General features: G+C 62.3%; 16 protein-coding genes and 1 pseudogene. 7 read left to right on the top strand and 10 right to left on the bottom strand.

Features of this window, described 5'->3' with window-relative positions; translation table 11 throughout:
- Positions 1-81 precede the first annotated feature (81 nt).
- The 4 genes from ASF66_RS05165 to ASF66_RS05150 are packed head-to-tail and all read left to right on the top strand — an operon-like array spanning position 82 to position 3,308.
- Positions 82-888, top strand: a complete 807-nt coding sequence (locus ASF66_RS05165; RefSeq protein WP_056842993.1) for an IclR family transcriptional regulator — start codon at positions 82-84, stop codon at positions 886-888.
- Positions 885-1,694 carry a 2-keto-4-pentenoate hydratase gene (locus ASF66_RS05160; protein WP_056842992.1) on the top strand — a complete coding sequence of 270 codons (810 nt, stop codon included), beginning with the start codon at positions 885-887 and terminating at the stop codon, positions 1,692-1,694. Before ASF66_RS05165 ends, ASF66_RS05160 begins: the two co-directional genes overlap by 4 nt.
- Positions 1,695-1,697: 3 nt before the next feature.
- A complete protein-coding gene (locus ASF66_RS05155; protein WP_056842991.1) occupies positions 1,698-2,591 on the top strand; it encodes a fumarylacetoacetate hydrolase family protein in 894 nt (297 codons plus the stop codon).
- Positions 2,592-2,612: 21 nt separating this feature from the next.
- Positions 2,613-3,308: a hypothetical protein gene (locus tag ASF66_RS05150; protein ID WP_056842990.1), complete on the top strand. Its 696-nt coding sequence runs from the start codon at positions 2,613-2,615 to the stop codon at positions 3,306-3,308.
- Positions 3,309-3,373: 65 nt separating this feature from the next.
- Here ASF66_RS05150 and ASF66_RS05145 read toward each other — a convergent pair whose 3' ends face one another.
- Together ASF66_RS05145 and deoC are read right to left on the bottom strand one after the other, a co-directional pair.
- Positions 3,374-4,354: an LLM class oxidoreductase gene (locus ASF66_RS05145; protein ID WP_056842989.1), complete on the bottom strand. Its 981-nt coding sequence runs from the start codon at positions 4,352-4,354 to the stop codon at positions 3,374-3,376.
- 111 nt (positions 4,355-4,465) lie between these two features.
- Positions 4,466-5,146: a deoxyribose-phosphate aldolase gene (gene deoC, locus ASF66_RS05140; RefSeq protein ID WP_056842988.1), complete on the bottom strand. Its 681-nt coding sequence runs from the start codon at positions 5,144-5,146 to the stop codon at positions 4,466-4,468.
- Positions 5,147-5,265: 119 nt separating this feature from the next.
- Here deoC and deoR point away from each other — a divergent pair, with 119 nt between their 5' ends.
- Positions 5,266-6,036 (top strand): DNA-binding transcriptional repressor DeoR, encoded by a 771-nt coding sequence (gene deoR, locus ASF66_RS05135; RefSeq protein WP_082484478.1) that lies wholly within the window; start codon positions 5,266-5,268, stop codon positions 6,034-6,036.
- Positions 6,037-6,041: 5 nt separating this feature from the next.
- Here deoR and ASF66_RS05130 read toward each other — a convergent pair whose 3' ends face one another.
- From ASF66_RS05130 to rbsK, 3 genes and pseudogenes are all read right to left on the bottom strand, one after another.
- Positions 6,042-7,109, bottom strand: coding sequence for an aldose 1-epimerase family protein (locus ASF66_RS05130; RefSeq protein WP_056842987.1), 1,068 nt, complete (start codon positions 7,107-7,109; stop codon positions 6,042-6,044).
- Positions 7,106-8,422, bottom strand: a complete 1,317-nt coding sequence (gene fucP / locus ASF66_RS05125; RefSeq protein WP_056842986.1) for an L-fucose:H+ symporter permease — start codon at positions 8,420-8,422, stop codon at positions 7,106-7,108. The genes ASF66_RS05130 and fucP overlap by 4 nt, the downstream gene beginning before the upstream one ends.
- Positions 8,423-8,453: 31 nt before the next feature.
- Positions 8,454-9,379: pseudogene (rbsK, locus tag ASF66_RS05120) on the bottom strand (ribokinase).
- Between the two features lie 336 nt (positions 9,380-9,715).
- Here rbsK and ASF66_RS05115 point away from each other — a divergent pair.
- Positions 9,716-11,740, top strand: a complete 2,025-nt coding sequence (locus ASF66_RS05115) for a methyl-accepting chemotaxis protein (protein WP_056842985.1) — start codon at positions 9,716-9,718, stop codon at positions 11,738-11,740.
- Between the two features lie 56 nt (positions 11,741-11,796).
- On the opposite strand, the gene ASF66_RS05110 is transcribed toward ASF66_RS05115, so the two are convergent.
- The 4 genes from ASF66_RS05110 to ASF66_RS05095 form a co-directional block, all read right to left on the bottom strand.
- A complete protein-coding gene (locus ASF66_RS05110; protein WP_056842984.1) occupies positions 11,797-12,444 on the bottom strand; it encodes an FMN-dependent NADH-azoreductase in 648 nt (215 codons plus the stop codon).
- A gap of 66 nt (positions 12,445-12,510) precedes the next feature.
- Positions 12,511-13,695: a DUF2252 domain-containing protein gene (locus ASF66_RS05105; RefSeq protein WP_049859245.1), complete on the bottom strand. Its 1,185-nt coding sequence runs from the start codon at positions 13,693-13,695 to the stop codon at positions 12,511-12,513.
- A gap of 118 nt (positions 13,696-13,813) precedes the next feature.
- Positions 13,814-14,425, bottom strand: a complete 612-nt coding sequence (locus ASF66_RS05100) for a transferase (protein WP_056842983.1) — start codon at positions 14,423-14,425, stop codon at positions 13,814-13,816.
- A 46-nt stretch (positions 14,426-14,471) separates the two neighbouring features.
- Positions 14,472-14,930 (bottom strand): thiol-disulfide oxidoreductase DCC family protein, encoded by a 459-nt coding sequence (locus ASF66_RS05095; RefSeq protein WP_056842982.1) that lies wholly within the window; start codon positions 14,928-14,930, stop codon positions 14,472-14,474.
- Positions 14,931-15,238: 308 nt separating this feature from the next.
- Here ASF66_RS05095 and ASF66_RS05090 point away from each other — a divergent pair, with 308 nt between their 5' ends.
- Positions 15,239-15,661 carry a hypothetical protein gene (locus tag ASF66_RS05090; RefSeq protein WP_056842981.1) on the top strand — a complete coding sequence of 141 codons (423 nt, stop codon included), beginning with the start codon at positions 15,239-15,241 and terminating at the stop codon, positions 15,659-15,661.
- Between the two features lie 28 nt (positions 15,662-15,689).
- On the opposite strand, the gene ASF66_RS05085 is transcribed toward ASF66_RS05090, so the two are convergent.
- A complete protein-coding gene (locus tag ASF66_RS05085; RefSeq protein ID WP_056842980.1) occupies positions 15,690-16,700 on the bottom strand; it encodes a zinc-dependent alcohol dehydrogenase family protein in 1,011 nt (336 codons plus the stop codon).
- Between the last annotated feature and the right edge of the window lie 41 nt (positions 16,701-16,741).

The raw sequence follows: 16,741 nt of genomic DNA, 5'->3' as shown, positions 1-16,741 counted from the left end.
CTGCATACTGCTGGAACACTGTTCCGTTAAGAGCAATGTTGATCAAATCCACCGTGATGTCAAAGATAAGTCGAGAAAAATATGAGAGTCGTCAAAGGTGCCGTCGACCGTTGTCTTGAAGCCATCGAGCTGCTGGCACGTGAAGCCCGCTGGATGCGTATGTCCGACATCGCTGCCGACCTGGGCCTGGAAAAGGGACCGGCTCACCGCGTGCTCGCGCAACTGGTCGAACAGGGTTGGGCGGAACAGGACGAGGCAACGTCGCAGTATCGCCTGACCCTGAAGCTGGCGCTGCTGGGCCAGCGTTACCTGCACGGCATCGGCTTGCCCGAGCGCGTTCAGCCGATCATCGAGCAGGTTGCCAGGCAGTGCCAGGAACTGGTGCGGCTCACCGTCGTCAGCGAAGGCAGCCTGTCCTGGCTGTCGTCAGCGCAAGGCGCGGCGCCGGGGTTGGTCTATTCGCCCGCCATTGATCACCCGATCAATCTGTACGCGACAGCCAACGGCAAGGCCTGGCTGGCGTCGATGCCCGATGAGCAGGCCGTCGAGCTTGCGCTGCGCAGTGGACTGGGGAGCACCGAGGCGAATCCCGGTCAGGTGCCCAAAGCGCTCAGCACCATCGAATCGCTGCTCAGCGACCTGAAGCTAACGCGCGAGCGCGGGTATGGTCTGGTCGTTGAAGAGGCCGAAGCCGGGGTGTGGGCGATCGCGGTGCCGGTCAGGCTCATTCCCGGCGGGTCGGTGGTGGGCACCATGAGCATCGCAGGCCCGGTCATGCGCATGCAGCCGGATCGCTACGAAGAGCTGCATGCACTGCTCGAAGACGCCGCCCACAAGGTGGGCACGGTGTGGCCGCGGCAGAACGATGTGCACTCGGTGAGTCCATGAACGAGCAGCCTTGCGCCCGCAGTGAAACTGTCCATAGTGAAACAGCAACTGCGCTGGACACCGCAGCCGCTGCCCTGGTCCACGCCCGCCGCGAAGGTATCCGCCTGACAGCGCTGCCGGAGTCTGGCCGGCCCACCAGCCTGGCCGAAGGCTTCGCCATTCAGCAGCGCGTCGGGCCATTGGCCGGCAAGACCGTGGGCGGATGGAAATGTGCATTGCCACCCACCGGCAAGTGGATCGTGGCGCCCCTCTACAGCGACAGCATCGTCAGCGGCGAGCGTTATGAGTTACCCGCCGATACCCAGCAGGCGCGGATCGAGCCCGAGCTTGCCTGCATCCTGACCCGCGATCTGCCGGTAAGAGGCGAACCCTACACCGCCGAACACATCATCGCTGCCATCGGCGATACCCACTTGGCCCTGGAGGTGATCGGCTGCCGATACACCGATCCGCAATCGCTGCCGTTCGAGCAATTGCTGGCCGACGGCCTGTTCAACCACGGATTGGTCCTTGGGCCGCGGACGACGTTGTCCTGTGCAAGGTTGCCAGCCGAACTGGACATTTCAGTGCGCGGTGCCGCCCAGCCAATCGAAATCAACGGGCGACACCCGGACGCCGACCCCATTCTGCCCATCGTCTGGCTGGCCAATTTTCTGTCTACACAGGGCATAGGCCTGCGGGCAGGCCAGGTGATCATCACCGGATCCTATGCCGGTGTGCTCGATGTACCCATCAATGAGCCGCTGCACATTCGGTTCGGCCGTGCAGGCTCCATGTCTGTCCATTTCTCAACGCTCAAGGAGTAATACATGCGCTTAGTTCGTTTCGGTTCACCGGGGCAGGAACTACCAGGCATTCTGGATTCGAAGGGAGAGGTCCGCGACCTTTCGGGCATCGTCGATGACATCGATGCATCGGCCCTCAGCCCGGATGTGCTGCAGAAGTTGCGCGGCGTCGACATTGAAAAATTGCCACCGGTGGCGCCCGGCACTCGCCTGGGTCCCTGCGTGGGCAGTGTGCCGAACCTGATCTGCATCGGCCTGAACTACTCCGACCACGCTGCAGAAACCAATACACCCATCCCGAGCCAGCCGGTGGTGTTCAACAAGCACACCGGCTCCATCAGCGGTCCCGACGATCCGGTCATCCTGCCGACCGGTGCCGAAAAGCTCGATTGGGAAGTGGAGCTGGCCATCGTCATCGGCACGCCTGCCTGGCAGATCCCGGAGTCGCAGGCGCTGGAACATATCGCCGGTTACTGCCTGGCCAACGATGTGTCGGAACGGGCCTACCAGCTTGAGTACGAAGGTCAGTGGACCAAGGGTAAAAGCGGTTTTTCCTTCGCGCCGCTGGGGCCATGGCTGGTTACCCGTGACGAGATCGCCGACCCACAGACGCTCGACCTCTGGCTCGACGTCAACGGCAAGCGCCTGCAGGCCGGCAACACCCGCACGATGATTTTCAGCGTCGCCCACATTGTCGCGTACCTGAGCCGCTTCATGCCGCTGATGCCAGGTGACGTGATCATTACCGGCACGCCACCGGGGGTCGGCCTGGGGCAGAAGCCACCGGTGTTCCTCAAGGCAGGTGACATCATGCGCGTCGGCGGCCAGGGGCTGGGTGAGCAAACTCAGGCAGTGGTGCCTTACGTGGCCGAAATGGGTGCTGCCTGGGTAGCCGGTCGCCATCCGAACGTTGACTGACTACTACCAGAGGGGAACACCATGAGTTTTGCAGGAACAGGTGTAGTCGCGATCTGGCACGATCTTTTGCCCGAAGCGCGGGATGAGTTCTATGAATGGCACAACCGCGAGCACATGCCCGAGCGTGCCGGTATTCCAGGCTTTCTGCGCGGGCGTCGCTACATTGCGCTGAATGCGGGGCCGACCTACTTCAACCTTTACGAGGCTGACAGCGTGCAGGTCCTGGGCGGACAGGACTACCTGTCGCGTCTCAATACGCCGACGCCCTGGACGCAACAGTCGGTGAAATCCTATCGCAACGTCGCACGCTCGATCTGCGATGTGACGTACACCAGCGGCGTGGGGCAGGGCGCCTATCTACTGACTGTCCGCTTCGACGTTGAACAGGAGCAGCACAAGCCCGTTTCCGATGCGTTGCGTCAACGGGTCCTGGCCCCGCTGGCTGACAGGCAGGGCATCACGGGCGTGCATTTGTGCGTGGCTGACGAGGCGGTCAGCAAGGTCGAAACCGCCGAGAAAAAGGCCCGCGCCGAAGGCACGCAGATTCCGGCCTGGATCGTCATGATCGAAGGCTGTGCTGCCGACTATGTCGAGGCCGCGGGCGAGGCCTTTCTGGTCGAGCTGCACCGGTTGCTGGAAGGGCAATCCAGCACCCCGGAAGCGACGCTTTACCAGTTGGAGTACACCCGTTGCAAAACCCCGAGCGCTGCGGGGTAAAACGTCAGCTGGCGACAGCGCGAATGCGGGCTTTCATTCTGGCCGCTCGCTCAGGTCACTTCTTGTCAGGAAGTCGCCTTCACCGAAAACTCGGGGAGAATTTCTTCCTGCAACTCCGCAATCACCTCCAGCGCCGGGCGCCGGGTGGGTTTGAGGTTCAGGGCGACGTGGTTGATGCCGGCATCGCGTTGCTGCGCGAAGAACTGCTTGAGGGCATGGCGGCCGCCACGCAGGACTCGGCCGGTCTGCAGTGGGGCGTCGGCGTTGCTGTCCAGATCGAACATCGCACCGTAGCCGAAGGGCACGAAGCCGCGCGACTCGGTCATTTCGCGCCAGAGCGGCACCACTTCCGGCATGCGCTGGGCGTCACCGTGCCAGATCCAGGCGTCGACGTGCTCTGCCAGCCACTCCAGGCTCTGCCCGGCCCGGCCTATGGCGATGAGCGGGATGCGCGAGGCTGCCGGCTTGGGTACCAGGTCGATGTCCCCGCGCAAATGGCCAAAGTGCTCGGTCTTCAGGCGTGGAAATGACACCGAGGTCAACGTCTTGATCAGCGCCACGGCTTCGCGATAGCGCTCGACACGGGTGCCGAAGTCGACGCCGAAGGCCGGGTATTCGGTGGGTCGGTCACCGGAGGCCATGCCGGCCAGAAAGCGTCCGCCCAGCAATTGGTCGGCGGTGGTGATCTGCTTGGCGGTGATCACCGGTTCACGCAGGGGCGTGACGAATCCGGCGGTGCCGATCGCGATGCGCTGGGTGAGGGCGGCGAGCCAGCCGGCGTACACCAGCGGATCGAGTACTTGGCCGGTGTCGCCGAACGAGGGGTCGTAGAACGGCACGTCGCGCAGCCACAGGGCCGCCGCGTCGCTGCGATCCAGGCTCTGCACGATCTCGGCCTGGTCCGACAGGCTCGGGAACGGGCTGTCGGGGTAGCCGCAGGCCGGGGCAATGAAGCCGATGCTCAACTGGTCCGGTTGGAAGGTACGGCTGAACGCGTCATGATCAGCCAGATCGTGCGATCGAGTGTCCTGATTTCGTACATTCATGGTGTCTGTCCAAGATTCAAGAGATGACATCAGTCTAACGGTCCGCCTGACGTCTGTTTCCGACCTTTTGGATCGACACTGGTGAAAAACATTCCTCAATCGCACGTGGGCTCAGTAGCCGCTGCCCGCCTGGCCGCCGGTAACGATGGCGATTCCCGAACTGGTGCCCAGACGGGTGGCGCCGGCCTGGATCATCGCCTGGGCAGTGGCGACGTCACGCACGCCGCCCGACGCCTTGACGCCGATGTCCGGGCCAACCACCCGGCGCATCAGGGCGACGTCTTCGAGCGTGGCGCCGCTGCGGCTGAAACCCGTGGAGGTTTTCACGAACGCCACGCCCAGCTCGCGACAGATCTCGCAGGCGCGCACCTTCTGCGCATCGTCGAGCAGGCAGGTTTCCAGGATCACCTTGAGCGGTACCTCGCCGCAGGCCTGCAGCACCGCAGCGATATCGTCCCGGACGTCGGTGTACAGCCCTTCCTTGAGCCAGCCGATGTTCAACACCATGTCGATTTCCTGTGCGCCGGCGGCGATGGTCAGCACGGTTTCCGCTGCCTTGGCGGCGCTCAGGCCGGCACCCAGCGGGAAGCCCACCACGGCGCAGACCTTGACGGCGGATCCCGCCAGATGCCGGGCCGCGACGGGCACCTGGCTGGAATTCACGCACACGGAGTAGAAACCGTGTTCACGGGCCTCCGCGCAAAGCGTGGCAATCTGTTCGCGGCTGGCATCGGCCGCCAGCAAGGTGTGATCGATGGTCTGCGCCAGTGCGGTGGGGTCGAGTGAAGTCATGAAGCGATTCCTGTCATCAGTGGAAACACGGGGCCTTGGCCCGCACGTTATAAAATTAACAATTGGTGTTACTTTGTTCGCGGTATCAACCGTATCTACTTCACCAACGGATTGCCTGGATGCCCGTGGACGTCAAGAAAACCAACCGAGTCAAACAGATCCAACAGGTCCTGCAAGACCAGAAAGCCGTGCATCTGCGCGAAATGGCGGCCTTGCTCGACGTGTCCGAAATGACCCTGCGCCGCGACCTGAGTCGGCATCCGGAACAGTTGCGGCTGCTGGGCGGCTACATCACGCGTGCCCACGACGACCCTGAGCCTGGGGATTACCGGGTCAGCGAGCAGGACACCCGGCATGTCGAGGAAAAGCGCCGGATCGGCAAGCTGGCGGCCGCCTTCATTCAGCCGGGCGACACGGTGTTCTTCGATTGCGGCACGACGGTGCCCTTCGTGGTCGACTTCATTCCCGACGATCTCGAGTTCACCGCGGTGTGCAACTCGCTGAACGTGCTGCTCAAGCTGCAGCAGAAAACCCGTTGCAACATCGTCCTGTGCGGTGGCGTTTTCCACCGCAAGAACCAGGTGTTCGAGAGCCATGCCGAAGCCAGCATTCTCGATAGCGTACGGCTCACCTGGGCATTCGTTTCCGCGGCCGGCGTCAGCCTGGAGTGCGGCGTCACCTGCTTCAACTTCCACGAGGTGGAGGTCAAGCAGAAGGTCATGCGTCAGGCGCGGCAGTGCCTGCTGCTGGCCGATCACTCCAAGTTCGACGCCGTGCGCACGGCGCATTTCGGCGCGCTGAGCGACTTTCAGTACGTGGTCAGCGACAAGAAAATTCCCCGCGCGTATCGCGATGCGATCCAGGCCGGCGGTGCTCAACTGGTGGTGTAGACCGGTCACGTCGGCAACGCTCGCCGTTCCGTGGCGCTGAGAAAACCGGTGCGTACGCTGAACTCGGCGCGCGCACCGGGTGCCAGGCTGCGCACGTTGCCCTTGGCCAGTTCGGCGCGGTAACCCTCCGGTTCACAGGTGGCGGGCAAAACGAACGCGGCGACCTGTTGATCCGCGTTGTGCAGGATCCAGCGCGCGGCATGCTCGAACTGATGCGGGCTGTAGCCGGTGTAGAAGGCCGCGCCGTCGGGGTGCTCCAGAAAGAAATGCGCCTGCCCCTCGGCATCGCTGCGCACTTCATCGAAGAAGCAGACGATTTCCGGGTCGTACAGGGCCGGGGAGTCGAGCACTTCCAGGGCTTGCGGATCCTGGCTCAGCTGCGCCATGTAGTCGCTCCAGGCTGGCGTCGGCCGTACGTGGGCCGGCACACTGGCGCGCACGCGGATACGCTCGCAGCCCAGCGGCTGGCTCAGTCGCGCGCCCTCCACATAGGCGTAGTTCATGTGCGCCATGTACATCAGGTCCATGGCCTTGCCCGCCAGGTTGACCACGTCCATGCCGATCTCGAATACGCCACTGGCCGGGCGCAGGGTGACGCTGGGACTGGCCCGGTAGTGGTCGCCGAAACCCTGCACGTACTCGCAGGTACCGCCCAGGCGCAGGTAGGCACCATGCTCGTCCTCACCGCTTTCCAGCCAAGCCTCGTCCATCGGCGCGCAGGGCATCTCGCCGTGCAGCGCATGGGTGTCTTCCGGGCCTGGGCAACCGTTGCGCAGCAGGCCGCTGTGGAACATGAAACAGCCATAGGTACCGATGATGCTGTCACTGGGGCGGGGCTGGCTGAACATGTTGCGCATGGTCAGGTCGTGGCCATCGAACTCGGCCGACCAGATCATCTGACCCTGCCAGGGCAGTATCACCAGCTTGCCGCGGCTGTTCTCCAGCGACAGTGCCTTGACCCCGCTGGGGTAGGTCCAGGCGTGTACGGTGAACTGACGCGACTCGAGCAGGGTTCGACGGGTGCTGTCCCACAGTTGCGGGTACAGCGGCTGGCGCAGGCGTTCGACACTCATTGCGCCACCGCCGCGGCCGAGCCGCTCAGGGTCGGTTGTGGCTGGCGCATGCAGCGCACCGCATAGAGCACGATCGCCACGAAGCACAGCAGCGGCACCGTGTAGGCGATCTGCATGTTGCCGTTGTTGGCGTCGCTGAGCAGTCCCTGAAAGATCGGGATCACGCCACCGCCGACGATGCTCATCACCAGCAGCGAACCACCGACACCCGTGTCTTCGCCGAGCCCGTCAATGGTCAGGCCGTAGATGGTCGGCCAGCAAGGACCGAGAAAGACGCTGACACCCACCGCCGCGTACACCGCGGTGATGTTGGGTACGAAGATGGTGTAGGCCAGCAACAGGATGCACAGCACGCCGTACAGGGCCAGCACCTTGGCGGGGTGCATCTTGCGCATCAGCACGTTGGCGACCATCTTGCCGACGAAGTAGGCGGCAAAGGTGATCAGCAGGAACCATGAGGCGCTGCGTTCGTTCATGCCGCCCATCTGCATGGCCAGGCGAATGGTGAAGCTCCAGACGCCCACCTGAGCGCCGACGTAGAGGAACTGCGCCAGCACGCCGAAACAGAAGCGCGGGTTGCGGCGCAGGCGTCCCAGGCTTTCACCCAGGCTGGCCCGCGGTTCGCTGCCGTTGCGGTTGCCCTTGCAGGCGGGAAAGCGGGTGATGGCGATCAGGATGAACATCAGAATGAGCACCGCGATCATCCATTTGTACGGCAGCAAGGTCGACTGGATCATCTGCAACTGTTGCACGGCCGCTTCGCTGGCGCTCATCTGCGCCAGTTGCTCGTGGCTGGCGTCGGTGTCCTTGAACATCACGAAGCTGCCGACGTAGACCCCGGTCATGGCCCCGAACGGGTGAAAGGTCTGGGAGATGTTCAAGCGCCGCGTGCCGGTTTCCTGCGGACCCATCAGGGTCGAATAGGTGTTGCAGGCGGTCTCGAGAAACGACAGGCCGGCGGCGATGACGAACAGGGCGATCAGAAACATGCCGTACTTGGCGGTGGATGCGGCGGGGAAGAACAGCGCGCAGCCGAACAGGTACAGCATCAGGCCGACCAGGATCGTGGTCTTGTAGCTGAAACGGCGCACCACCAGGGCTGCCGGTATGGCAACGAAGAAGTAGCCCAGGTAAAACGCCGACTGGAAGTCGCTTAGCAGGAAGGCCTTCTTGAAGTGGGCGATCAGCACGTCGTTCATGCCGGCTGCGGCGGCCCACAGGGCGAAGATCAGACACAGCAGGATGAAGGCGAACCACGGCGTGCGGTTCAGGTAGAACCCGTCCGGGGTTTGTTGCAGCGCAGGTTTGTTCATTATTGTTCTCCGCGAGAGTGCTGGTGAGGTGTCAGCGAGCCGATGCATCCAGAAAGCGTGCAAACGTTTCTGCATCCGGGTAGGAAGACTGCGTGCCGAGGCCGGTGACCGAGCAGGCGGAGTAGGCCACCGCTTGTTGCATCGCCTGACGGATATTGGCGTCCTGGCTCCAGTGCTTCGCGAAGCAGCCGATGAAGGCATCGCCTGCGCCACTGGTGTCGCGCGCCTCGACCTTGACCCCAGGAACCTGCCACTCGCCTTCGGCGCCCACGTACAGGGCGCCTTGTTCACCCAGGGTGACGATGACGTGGCGTACACCCTTGGCCACCAGGGTTCGCCCGGCGTGCGCCGCTTCGTCGGCAGAGTTCACCGGCAGCCCGCTGATGAGCGCCAGTTCGCTCTCGTTGGGAATCAGGAAGTCCAGCAGCGCAGGTGGTCGTTGCTCAGGCCGGCCAGGGCAGGGGCGGGGTTGAGCAACACTGGAATGGCGTGGCGTCGAGCGAACTCGATGGCGTGGTACACGCTCGCCAGTTCGATCTCCAGTTGCAGCACGATCAGGGCGCAATCACGCAATTGCGCCTCGGCGCGATCGATGTCGGCCGGATGCAGATGGGCATTGGCGCCTTTGACGATCAGGATGCTGTTGTGGGAGTTCTCCTGAACGAAGATCGGCGCCACACCGCTGGACACGCCCGGTACCCGCTCGACGAAGCGCGAGTCGATGCCCAGACGCTGGAAATTGGCCAAGGTAGTATCGGCGAAGCCGTCGTCGCCGACCTTGCTCAGCATCAGGACGTCGGCACCCAGCAAGGCCGCCGCCGCGGCCTGGTTGGCCCCCTTGCCGCCGCAGCCCATGGCGAAACGCGGTGCTTCGAGGGTTTCGCCCTGGGCGGGCATGCGCTCGATGTAGGTGATCAGGTCGACCATGTTGCTGCCGATGACTGCGATCTTGCTCATTGTTGTTGTGACCTCGCCAGCGCCGACGGACCCACCGTCGGCTGTTATTTATGTTATTTAAATAACATTTTCTGTGAGTATTCAATCTTTATTTTTTTGATCCTCGCAGTGATGTCGCCGAGACATTACTCAGTTCATGAAGTTCAAAACCTGTACAAGTAAAGATATTTGTACAAAACCTCGTAAAGTTATCCGAAACCCAACCGATACGGACGTTTGAGCACAGAACACCTGTGCTCGGCCAAGGGGCCGGACAGAGCCCCGGCGTCCGAGAAATGGACCGTTCTCACCTCACGCTTAACCACGAACCGTCCCATTCCGGGCTGTGAGAACCCTATGAACATCCTTGCTCCTGCCGTAACGCTCGCCAACCGATTACGCTTCCCGACCAAATTCGCGGTACTCGCCATCATCGTTCTGCTGCCGCTGCTTCTGCTCGGTACCCGCTTCATCGTTCAGCTCAATGACAGCCTGGCGGTCATACGCTCGGAGCAGACCGGCCAGCGCTACCTGCTGGATGTGACGCCCATCCTGCGCCTGTCCATGATGCAGCGCGCGTTGACCAACCGCTTGCTCAGCGGCGATCCGACCGCACAGGCCGATGTGCTGGCCAATCAGGCAAAGATCGAAGACGCCTTCTCGAAACTGGCCACCACTGACCGCCAGTTCAACGACGCTCTGCAGACCGGCGATCGCGTGGAACGCCTGCATGCCTCGGCCACGCGCTTGATGTCGCTGGCCAAGCCCGGCGTCGATCCAGGGGGTATGTTCGATCAATGGAACGACCAACTGACCGAGACCTTGAATTTCGTCTACTACGTCTCCGCTACGTCGGGCATGGTGCTGGATGAGGATTACGCATCGCTGTTCATGATCGACCTGAGCACGCTGCGTCTGCCCCGCCAGATCAACATCGTCGGGCAACTGCGCGGGTTGGCCAGCGGGCTGCGTGAGGGGCAGCCGTTGAGCCCGGCGACGCGTGGCGTGATCAAGTCGATGCTCAAGACCGAATTGCTGATCCACAAGGAGCTTCAGCAAAGCCTGGAGCTGCTACGTCGCCGAGAGCCCGCCCTGGCCGATCGCATTCAGGCACCTATCGACAGTGCGTTCATGAGCCTGACCGGCTTCCGTGCGGACCTTGAAGCGGTCACGTCCTCTACCAGTGACACGCTGGTCAACGTGCAGAACGTGCCTGCCAAAGGAAACGCGGTCGTGGCCGAACTGTACAAGGCGCAGGACACGCTGCAGGAAGAACTGCTCTACCGCCTGGCCCAGCGGGCTCAGGAAAAGACCTCGGAGCGGCTGTTCATTCTTGGCATGTTCGCCGTCGTCGGCCTGCTGCTGGTGTACGTGTTCTGCGGTATCTACAGTGCCATGCGCCGCAGCATCGAGGATGTGTTGCAGGCCACCCGGCTCATCGGCCAAGGTGACTTGAGCGCACGCGTCCAGGTGCGTGGCAAGGACGAAATGGCCGACGTAGGCAACAGCCTGAACCACATGGTGCAGGCCTTCGGCAGCTCGCTGACCCAGGTCGAGCGCAGCTCGCAGTCGGTTTCCGATGCTGCCGCGCGCATGGGTGTGTCCATCGATCGGGCCAAGCAATCGATGAACACTCAGCAAAGCGAGACCGAACAGGTCGCCACGGCCATCAACGAGATGACCACCAGCGTGGCCGACGTCGCACAGAACACCGAAGGAGCGGCCCACGCTGCCGAACACGCCAGTCAGTCTTCCCAGGCCGGGCTGGCGAAGATGCATGAAACCAAAGTCACCATCGAGGCCCTGGCCGATGAGGTGGAGCGCAGCGCGCAGAAGGTCTCGGCGCTTGCCCAGCACAGCCAGCAGATCGGCGGGGTGATCGAGGTGATCCGCAACATCGCCGACCAGACCAACCTGCTGGCCCTGAACGCTGCCATTGAAGCCGCCCGTGCCGGGGAGCAGGGGCGTGGTTTTGCGGTGGTCGCCGACGAGGTGCGGACCCTGGCTTCACGCACGCAGAACTCCACCGAAGAAATCCGCCGGATCATTCAGGAACTGCAATCGGCCACCTCTGCGGCCGTCGAGCAGATGAAGGCGGGCAAGCAGCGTGCCCAAGAATGTTTGCAGTCGGCCGATGCCGCTTCGACCAGCCTGGATGCCATCAGCGATGGCGTCGAACAGATCGTCGGCATGAACACCCAGATAGCCAGCGCAGCCGTGCAACAACACGCGGTGTCCGAGGACATCAACCGCAACGTGACCCAGATCCGCAATGGCAGCCTGGCGCTCATGGAAGGTATCGAAGACAACGCCGTGACGGCGGAAGAACTCACCTTGCTGGCGACCGAGCTGCGCACGGTGGTCTCGCGGTTCAAGGTGTAAGGAGGGGAGGTGAGCGGTGCCGATCCGCGCCAACCGGCGGATCGGCATACCGAAGTCTAGTGCGATGGGCCGCTTGAGGAAGTCAGTGTCGTGGCCAGCTTGGCGGCTGCATCCAGGGCGGCGTTGAAGTTGGCCTCGGCGGTTGCGGCATCGCCGAGGGTGCCTTCGGATTCGACGGTATCGATGGCCGGAATCCCTACCATGCGGGCCCAAGTCCGCAGAAAGGCCACCTGATGGTCGAAGTCTTCGGTCGGGTAATCCTCGCCAAGCGCCACCCCGCGGGTGGCCAGCACCACCACTTTCTTGCCCTTGAGCAGGCCGACCATGCCCTTGTCGTCGAAGTCGAACAGCACGCCACGCTGCGACACCGAGTCGATCAGGTGCTTGAGCCGGTAGGGCACACCGAAGTTCCACATCGGCACGCTGAACACGATCACATCCGCGCGGTGGAAACGCTCGCCCAAGGCATGTATCTGCTTCCAGACGGCCGCCTGCTCGGCGGTCATTTCCACACCCTCCAGGTCCGCGTATTTGGCTTTCAACGCGGGACCGTCGAATGGCAGCAGGTCGGTGGTCCAGACATCCAGTACGTCGACGGTCGTGCCGGGCTCAACCGAAGCAGCCGTTTCGAGATAGCGATCGGCCAGTTTCAGGGAGGCCGAACGCTCCCCGCGAGGAGAGCTGGCAATGTGAAGAATATGCATACACGGGGTTCCTGAGTGAGGGGCTGCGCAAGGTTTCAATTTAGTCCTCGACGCAAGCGCCGATGTTCAATTCTGCAGCGCGTAGCGGCGACAGTGTTCCAGATAGCCTTGCTCGTGGCTGCCTACCAGATGCACCACGCTGGACCAAAGCCAGGAAGGCGCATCCAGGGTGTTGGAGCGGTTGGTTTGCAGCTCGCGGATCCAGGCGGCTCTGGTCGAAAGGTCCATCTGCCGGGCGTGTGCCGTACCGACCACGCTGGCCAGGTAACTGGCCGCACGCATGGCTTCGGTTTCGCTCAACTGATCGAGCTCGAGCTTCATGTCCTGAGGCAGCAGTTCGCGAATGAAGAAGCCATGGTCGAGCATGCGCGTGGCCAGCATGCGATTGCCCAGACCCGGTGACAGGTGCCGGGCGCCTTCGACCACGCGCTTGCCGTTGTCCCGTGGCATCCCTGCGCGAACCGTGCGCGGCGCTGCGGCCGCCACGGCTTCCTTGATGTCGAGCAGGCACAACTCCTGATCGTCATCGTCGCCCACGCCCAGCAGCACGGCGTAGCGCTTGAGCCCAAGAGAGCTGCAACCCTTGACCCAGTAAGCCGAATCCAGCAGTTCGACACTGTCGCTGCCCGATCGCCCTTTCAACGACGTGACCAAGGCATGAATCTCATCGGTGGCGCACAGCGTTTTGATGGCGCTGCGCTCGGTCTTGGACAAGGCCCAGAAATGCTTGCCCAATGGAATCGTCGGGCGCATGTCCTCGATGCGTTCCTGAGCCAGGTGCTTCCAGGTCCGCTGCACGGCGCTGCGCATGCCGGCCTTCACCTGAGCGGGGCGTTGCGGTTCTTCGTCGTGGTTGTTCTCGAAGGCCTGTTCATAACCCACCATCATTTCCTCCAGCATGCGCGCCGTGGCCACCCCCGGCAGGTCCGAGCCGCGTGCGGCGGTCGCCAGCGACAAACCAAGCCGTACCAGATCATGCACCGGGTTGCCGATGACGGTCTGGTCCAGGTCGCGGATGTGGATATCGATACGGCCCTTCGAATCCCCGGTAGGGCCGAGGTTGCCGGCATGGCAGTCGCCGCAGATCCACACCGGCGGACCACTGGGCAAGCGCCGGCCTGATTGCGACTGCAGCCAGTCATAGAATTGCACCGTGCTGCCCCGCACATAGGCATGGGCGGATCGCGCCATCTTCAAGTTACGCAGTTGCTCGAGCGGTTCCAAACGTGCGGCAGGACGGGGCGTCTTCATGGATTAGTCTTTGAGAGAAAGACGTTGGAGTAGGGAGATGCGCCGCGTGTTTCAAAATGTTTCTGTGTTTTTTCAGGAAAGTGAACGTGTTACTTGTCCATCCCATCCATCGCCCTGATCAACCATGAGCGAATTGATCGACCAGCCCCAGACGTGGAATTCGGGTGTCGGGCGGTAGCAGCGCACCGGGTGCGATCACCGCATTCGCGCCGATCTTGCAGCCGTCGCCGACCCGAGCTCCGAACTTGTTCACGCCCGTCTCGATGACGGCATCGCCGTGGCGAATGCGGATGTTCGCTCCGTCCAGCTCATTGCGGTAATTGGCGATGATCGCACCGGCCTCGATGTTCACTCTTTCGCCGATCACCGAGTCGCCGACGAAATTGAAATGGGCCAGCTTGCTGCCGTCCAGCATGAAGGTGCTCTTGAGCTCGCAGCTGGGGCCCACGATGCACTGCCTGCCCAGGTAGACGCCGCCACGCAGGTACGCACCCGCAGCGACGAAGGCGCCTTCACCGATGATGATGGCGCCTTTGAGTACTGCGCCTTCTTCCACCACTGCGCTTTCGTGAACGGCGCAGTTTCCGTGACGCCGATAACCCTCGCCGAGACGATCGAGCAACGTCAGAACCTGGTTTTCGCAATCCTGAGCCAGTTGCCATGGGGTCGATCGTGCCAGGCCCAGCGAGTGCCAGCGAGCGATGAAGGGGTGGATTTCGAAGGTGTTCATGGACAACCTGCTTGGGTACTGGAAATCGCTTGTTCTGCCCGGGCGCTCACCGAGGCTCAGAAGGCGGCTGCTTGCGCGCCGCACGATCCGTATCGGGAAGCGCACAGCTGTCGCTACGGCAGCGCGCGCTGCCGTCGGGGTGGGGCAGCCATGCAAGGTGCGGGCGCCAGCGGCAGAACAGGCGATAGCCCACGTTCAACAGCGGCCGGGCCCAGCGCCACGACAACGGCGCCGCCCACACGCCCAGGCCTGCGGCTCGCCAGCTCCAGAGCGTGGCATCCAGGCCGGTGACCCATGTTCCGTCGGCGAAGCGGGCGTGCAGCAACGACTCCATGTGCGCACGACTAAACCCCAGGGATGGGGCATCGAACGCCGGATCGCTGATGTCGACGAAACGAAGGCGATCGGGTGAGGCGCGAGCGCTCAGGACCTTGATCTCGTGAGCGCACAGGGGGCAGTCACCGTCGAAGTAGAGTGTCAGCGGCCAGTGAGTGTTCTCGTGCATCGATGAGCGTTCCGTAAGGGTATTGGCAAGCGGCGCCTGAAATCAGGCAATGTTCTTCACGCTACATAGACACCACGTTCAGCCATTCACGCCATTTTTAACGCAGTTGCTGTCTTGCAGCGAGCTCAACGACACAGCATATCTTTCGGCTTGTTGCAGAATTGGGGATCTCGCAGAATGGAAGGACTGTTGGCGGGTGGATACGGAGGTCACGGAAACCGTGGCAATCGCCGTGCACGCCCATCGGTATGTCGCTTGTTATTGCAAGCGGCTGTCACTTCCATGGATGTTCAGGAGCACGACGGGTGATGATGGAACGATACATCGATACTGCGGCCCTCAAGGATCTGGCTACCCAGGCATCTGCCATAAAGCTGGACTGTCGCTGCCTGCAACGGGATCTGCAAGGTTGGGCGGCCTGGCCGGTGGGCTATCGCGAGGATGACTTCGTGCAACTCGGCACATTGGCCCGGTATTCACCCGATGAATCCATCATTGACGAATACCACCCATCCGGTACCAGCTATTGGTCGAGCGATGCGCCGATCGCTCCGCGCTTCTATCCCTACAATCAAAGCTCGGTCTGGCACTGTCGGCGCTGTGAACGCCTCTACCTGCGCCACAACGACGACGGCGCCTACCATGTGGCGCCGCGTATTCGTCTGGCCCGAGCAACGCTGATCGTCGATGCGGAGCATCCCAACGATGGTCGCGAAGTGACGGCTGGGTAGCGCCAGGCATCATCCCTGTATCGCGCCCTTACGCGATTTTGATCACCACCTTGCCGAAGGCGCCTCTGGCCAGATGTTCATACGCTTCGCGTGCTTCATCGAACGAGTAGACATGGTCGATGACCGGGCGGATCTCGTGCTCGTTCAGGAATGCGTTCATTCGATCGAATGAAGAGCGTGGCGCAACGGCTATACCGCGAATCGTGGTTTGCCGGAATATCATCGGCATGAGATTCACGGCAGAAGTCTGGCCTGTCAGAAAGCCGATCTGTGCGATACGTCCACCTGCCTTGGTCGCAGCGATAGACTGGTTGATACCGTCACCGCCGGCCACATCCAGCAAAAGATCCACGCCCTTGCCGTCGGTGAGCTTCAGCACTTCCTCAGCCCACTCGGGGGTCTTGCGATAGTTGACACCGGCCACGGCACCCAGCTTCTTGACCGCTTCCAGATTGTCATCACGGCTGGACGTGACGATGACCTTCGCGCCCAGCGCGGTGGCGATCTGCGCTGCAAATATTGAGACCCCACCGGTTCCCTGAACCAGAACGGTTTCGCCGGGCTGGATCTGGCCATAGTCGACCAGCGCATACCAGGCTGTCAGTGCGGCGATCGGCAGGGTTGCGGCTTCCTCATCCGACATATTGTCGGGCGCACGCACTGCACTGTCTTCGTGGATGATCATGTATTGCGCCAGACCACCGGGCAACGGCGAGCCGAAGCAGTACTCGGGCTCATCAGGCCCTGGCATGCCGTCCAGCCAGCGCGAGTAGAGGTGTGAGTTGACTCGATCACCCACGACGAAACGGCTGACCCCCTCACCGACGGCCACGACTGTCCCTGCTGCGTCGCTCACCGGGATCAGCGGCTTGGGCACTTTGTGAGGTTCGTAGATCCCATCGACGATGGCCTTGTCACGGAAGTTGAGGGACACCGCGCCCACTTTGACCAGCAGTTCACCCGCCTGGGGGACGGGAGTGTCTGTTTCGCCTTGCACAAGGTTATCCAGGCCAAACTCTTTCAGAAGCCACGCTTTCATGTTCTGTCTCCAGCGGTTCGAGGGTCGTGGAAGAGATGTTC

Origin of the sequence: Pseudomonas sp. Leaf129 (assembly GCF_001423465.1) — a bacterium.
Taxonomy (GTDB): Bacteria; Pseudomonadota; Gammaproteobacteria; order Pseudomonadales; family Pseudomonadaceae; genus Aquipseudomonas; species Aquipseudomonas coleopterorum.
Note: the sequence above shows the minus strand (reverse complement) of the source record. Positions and strands in the feature narration are given on the sequence as shown.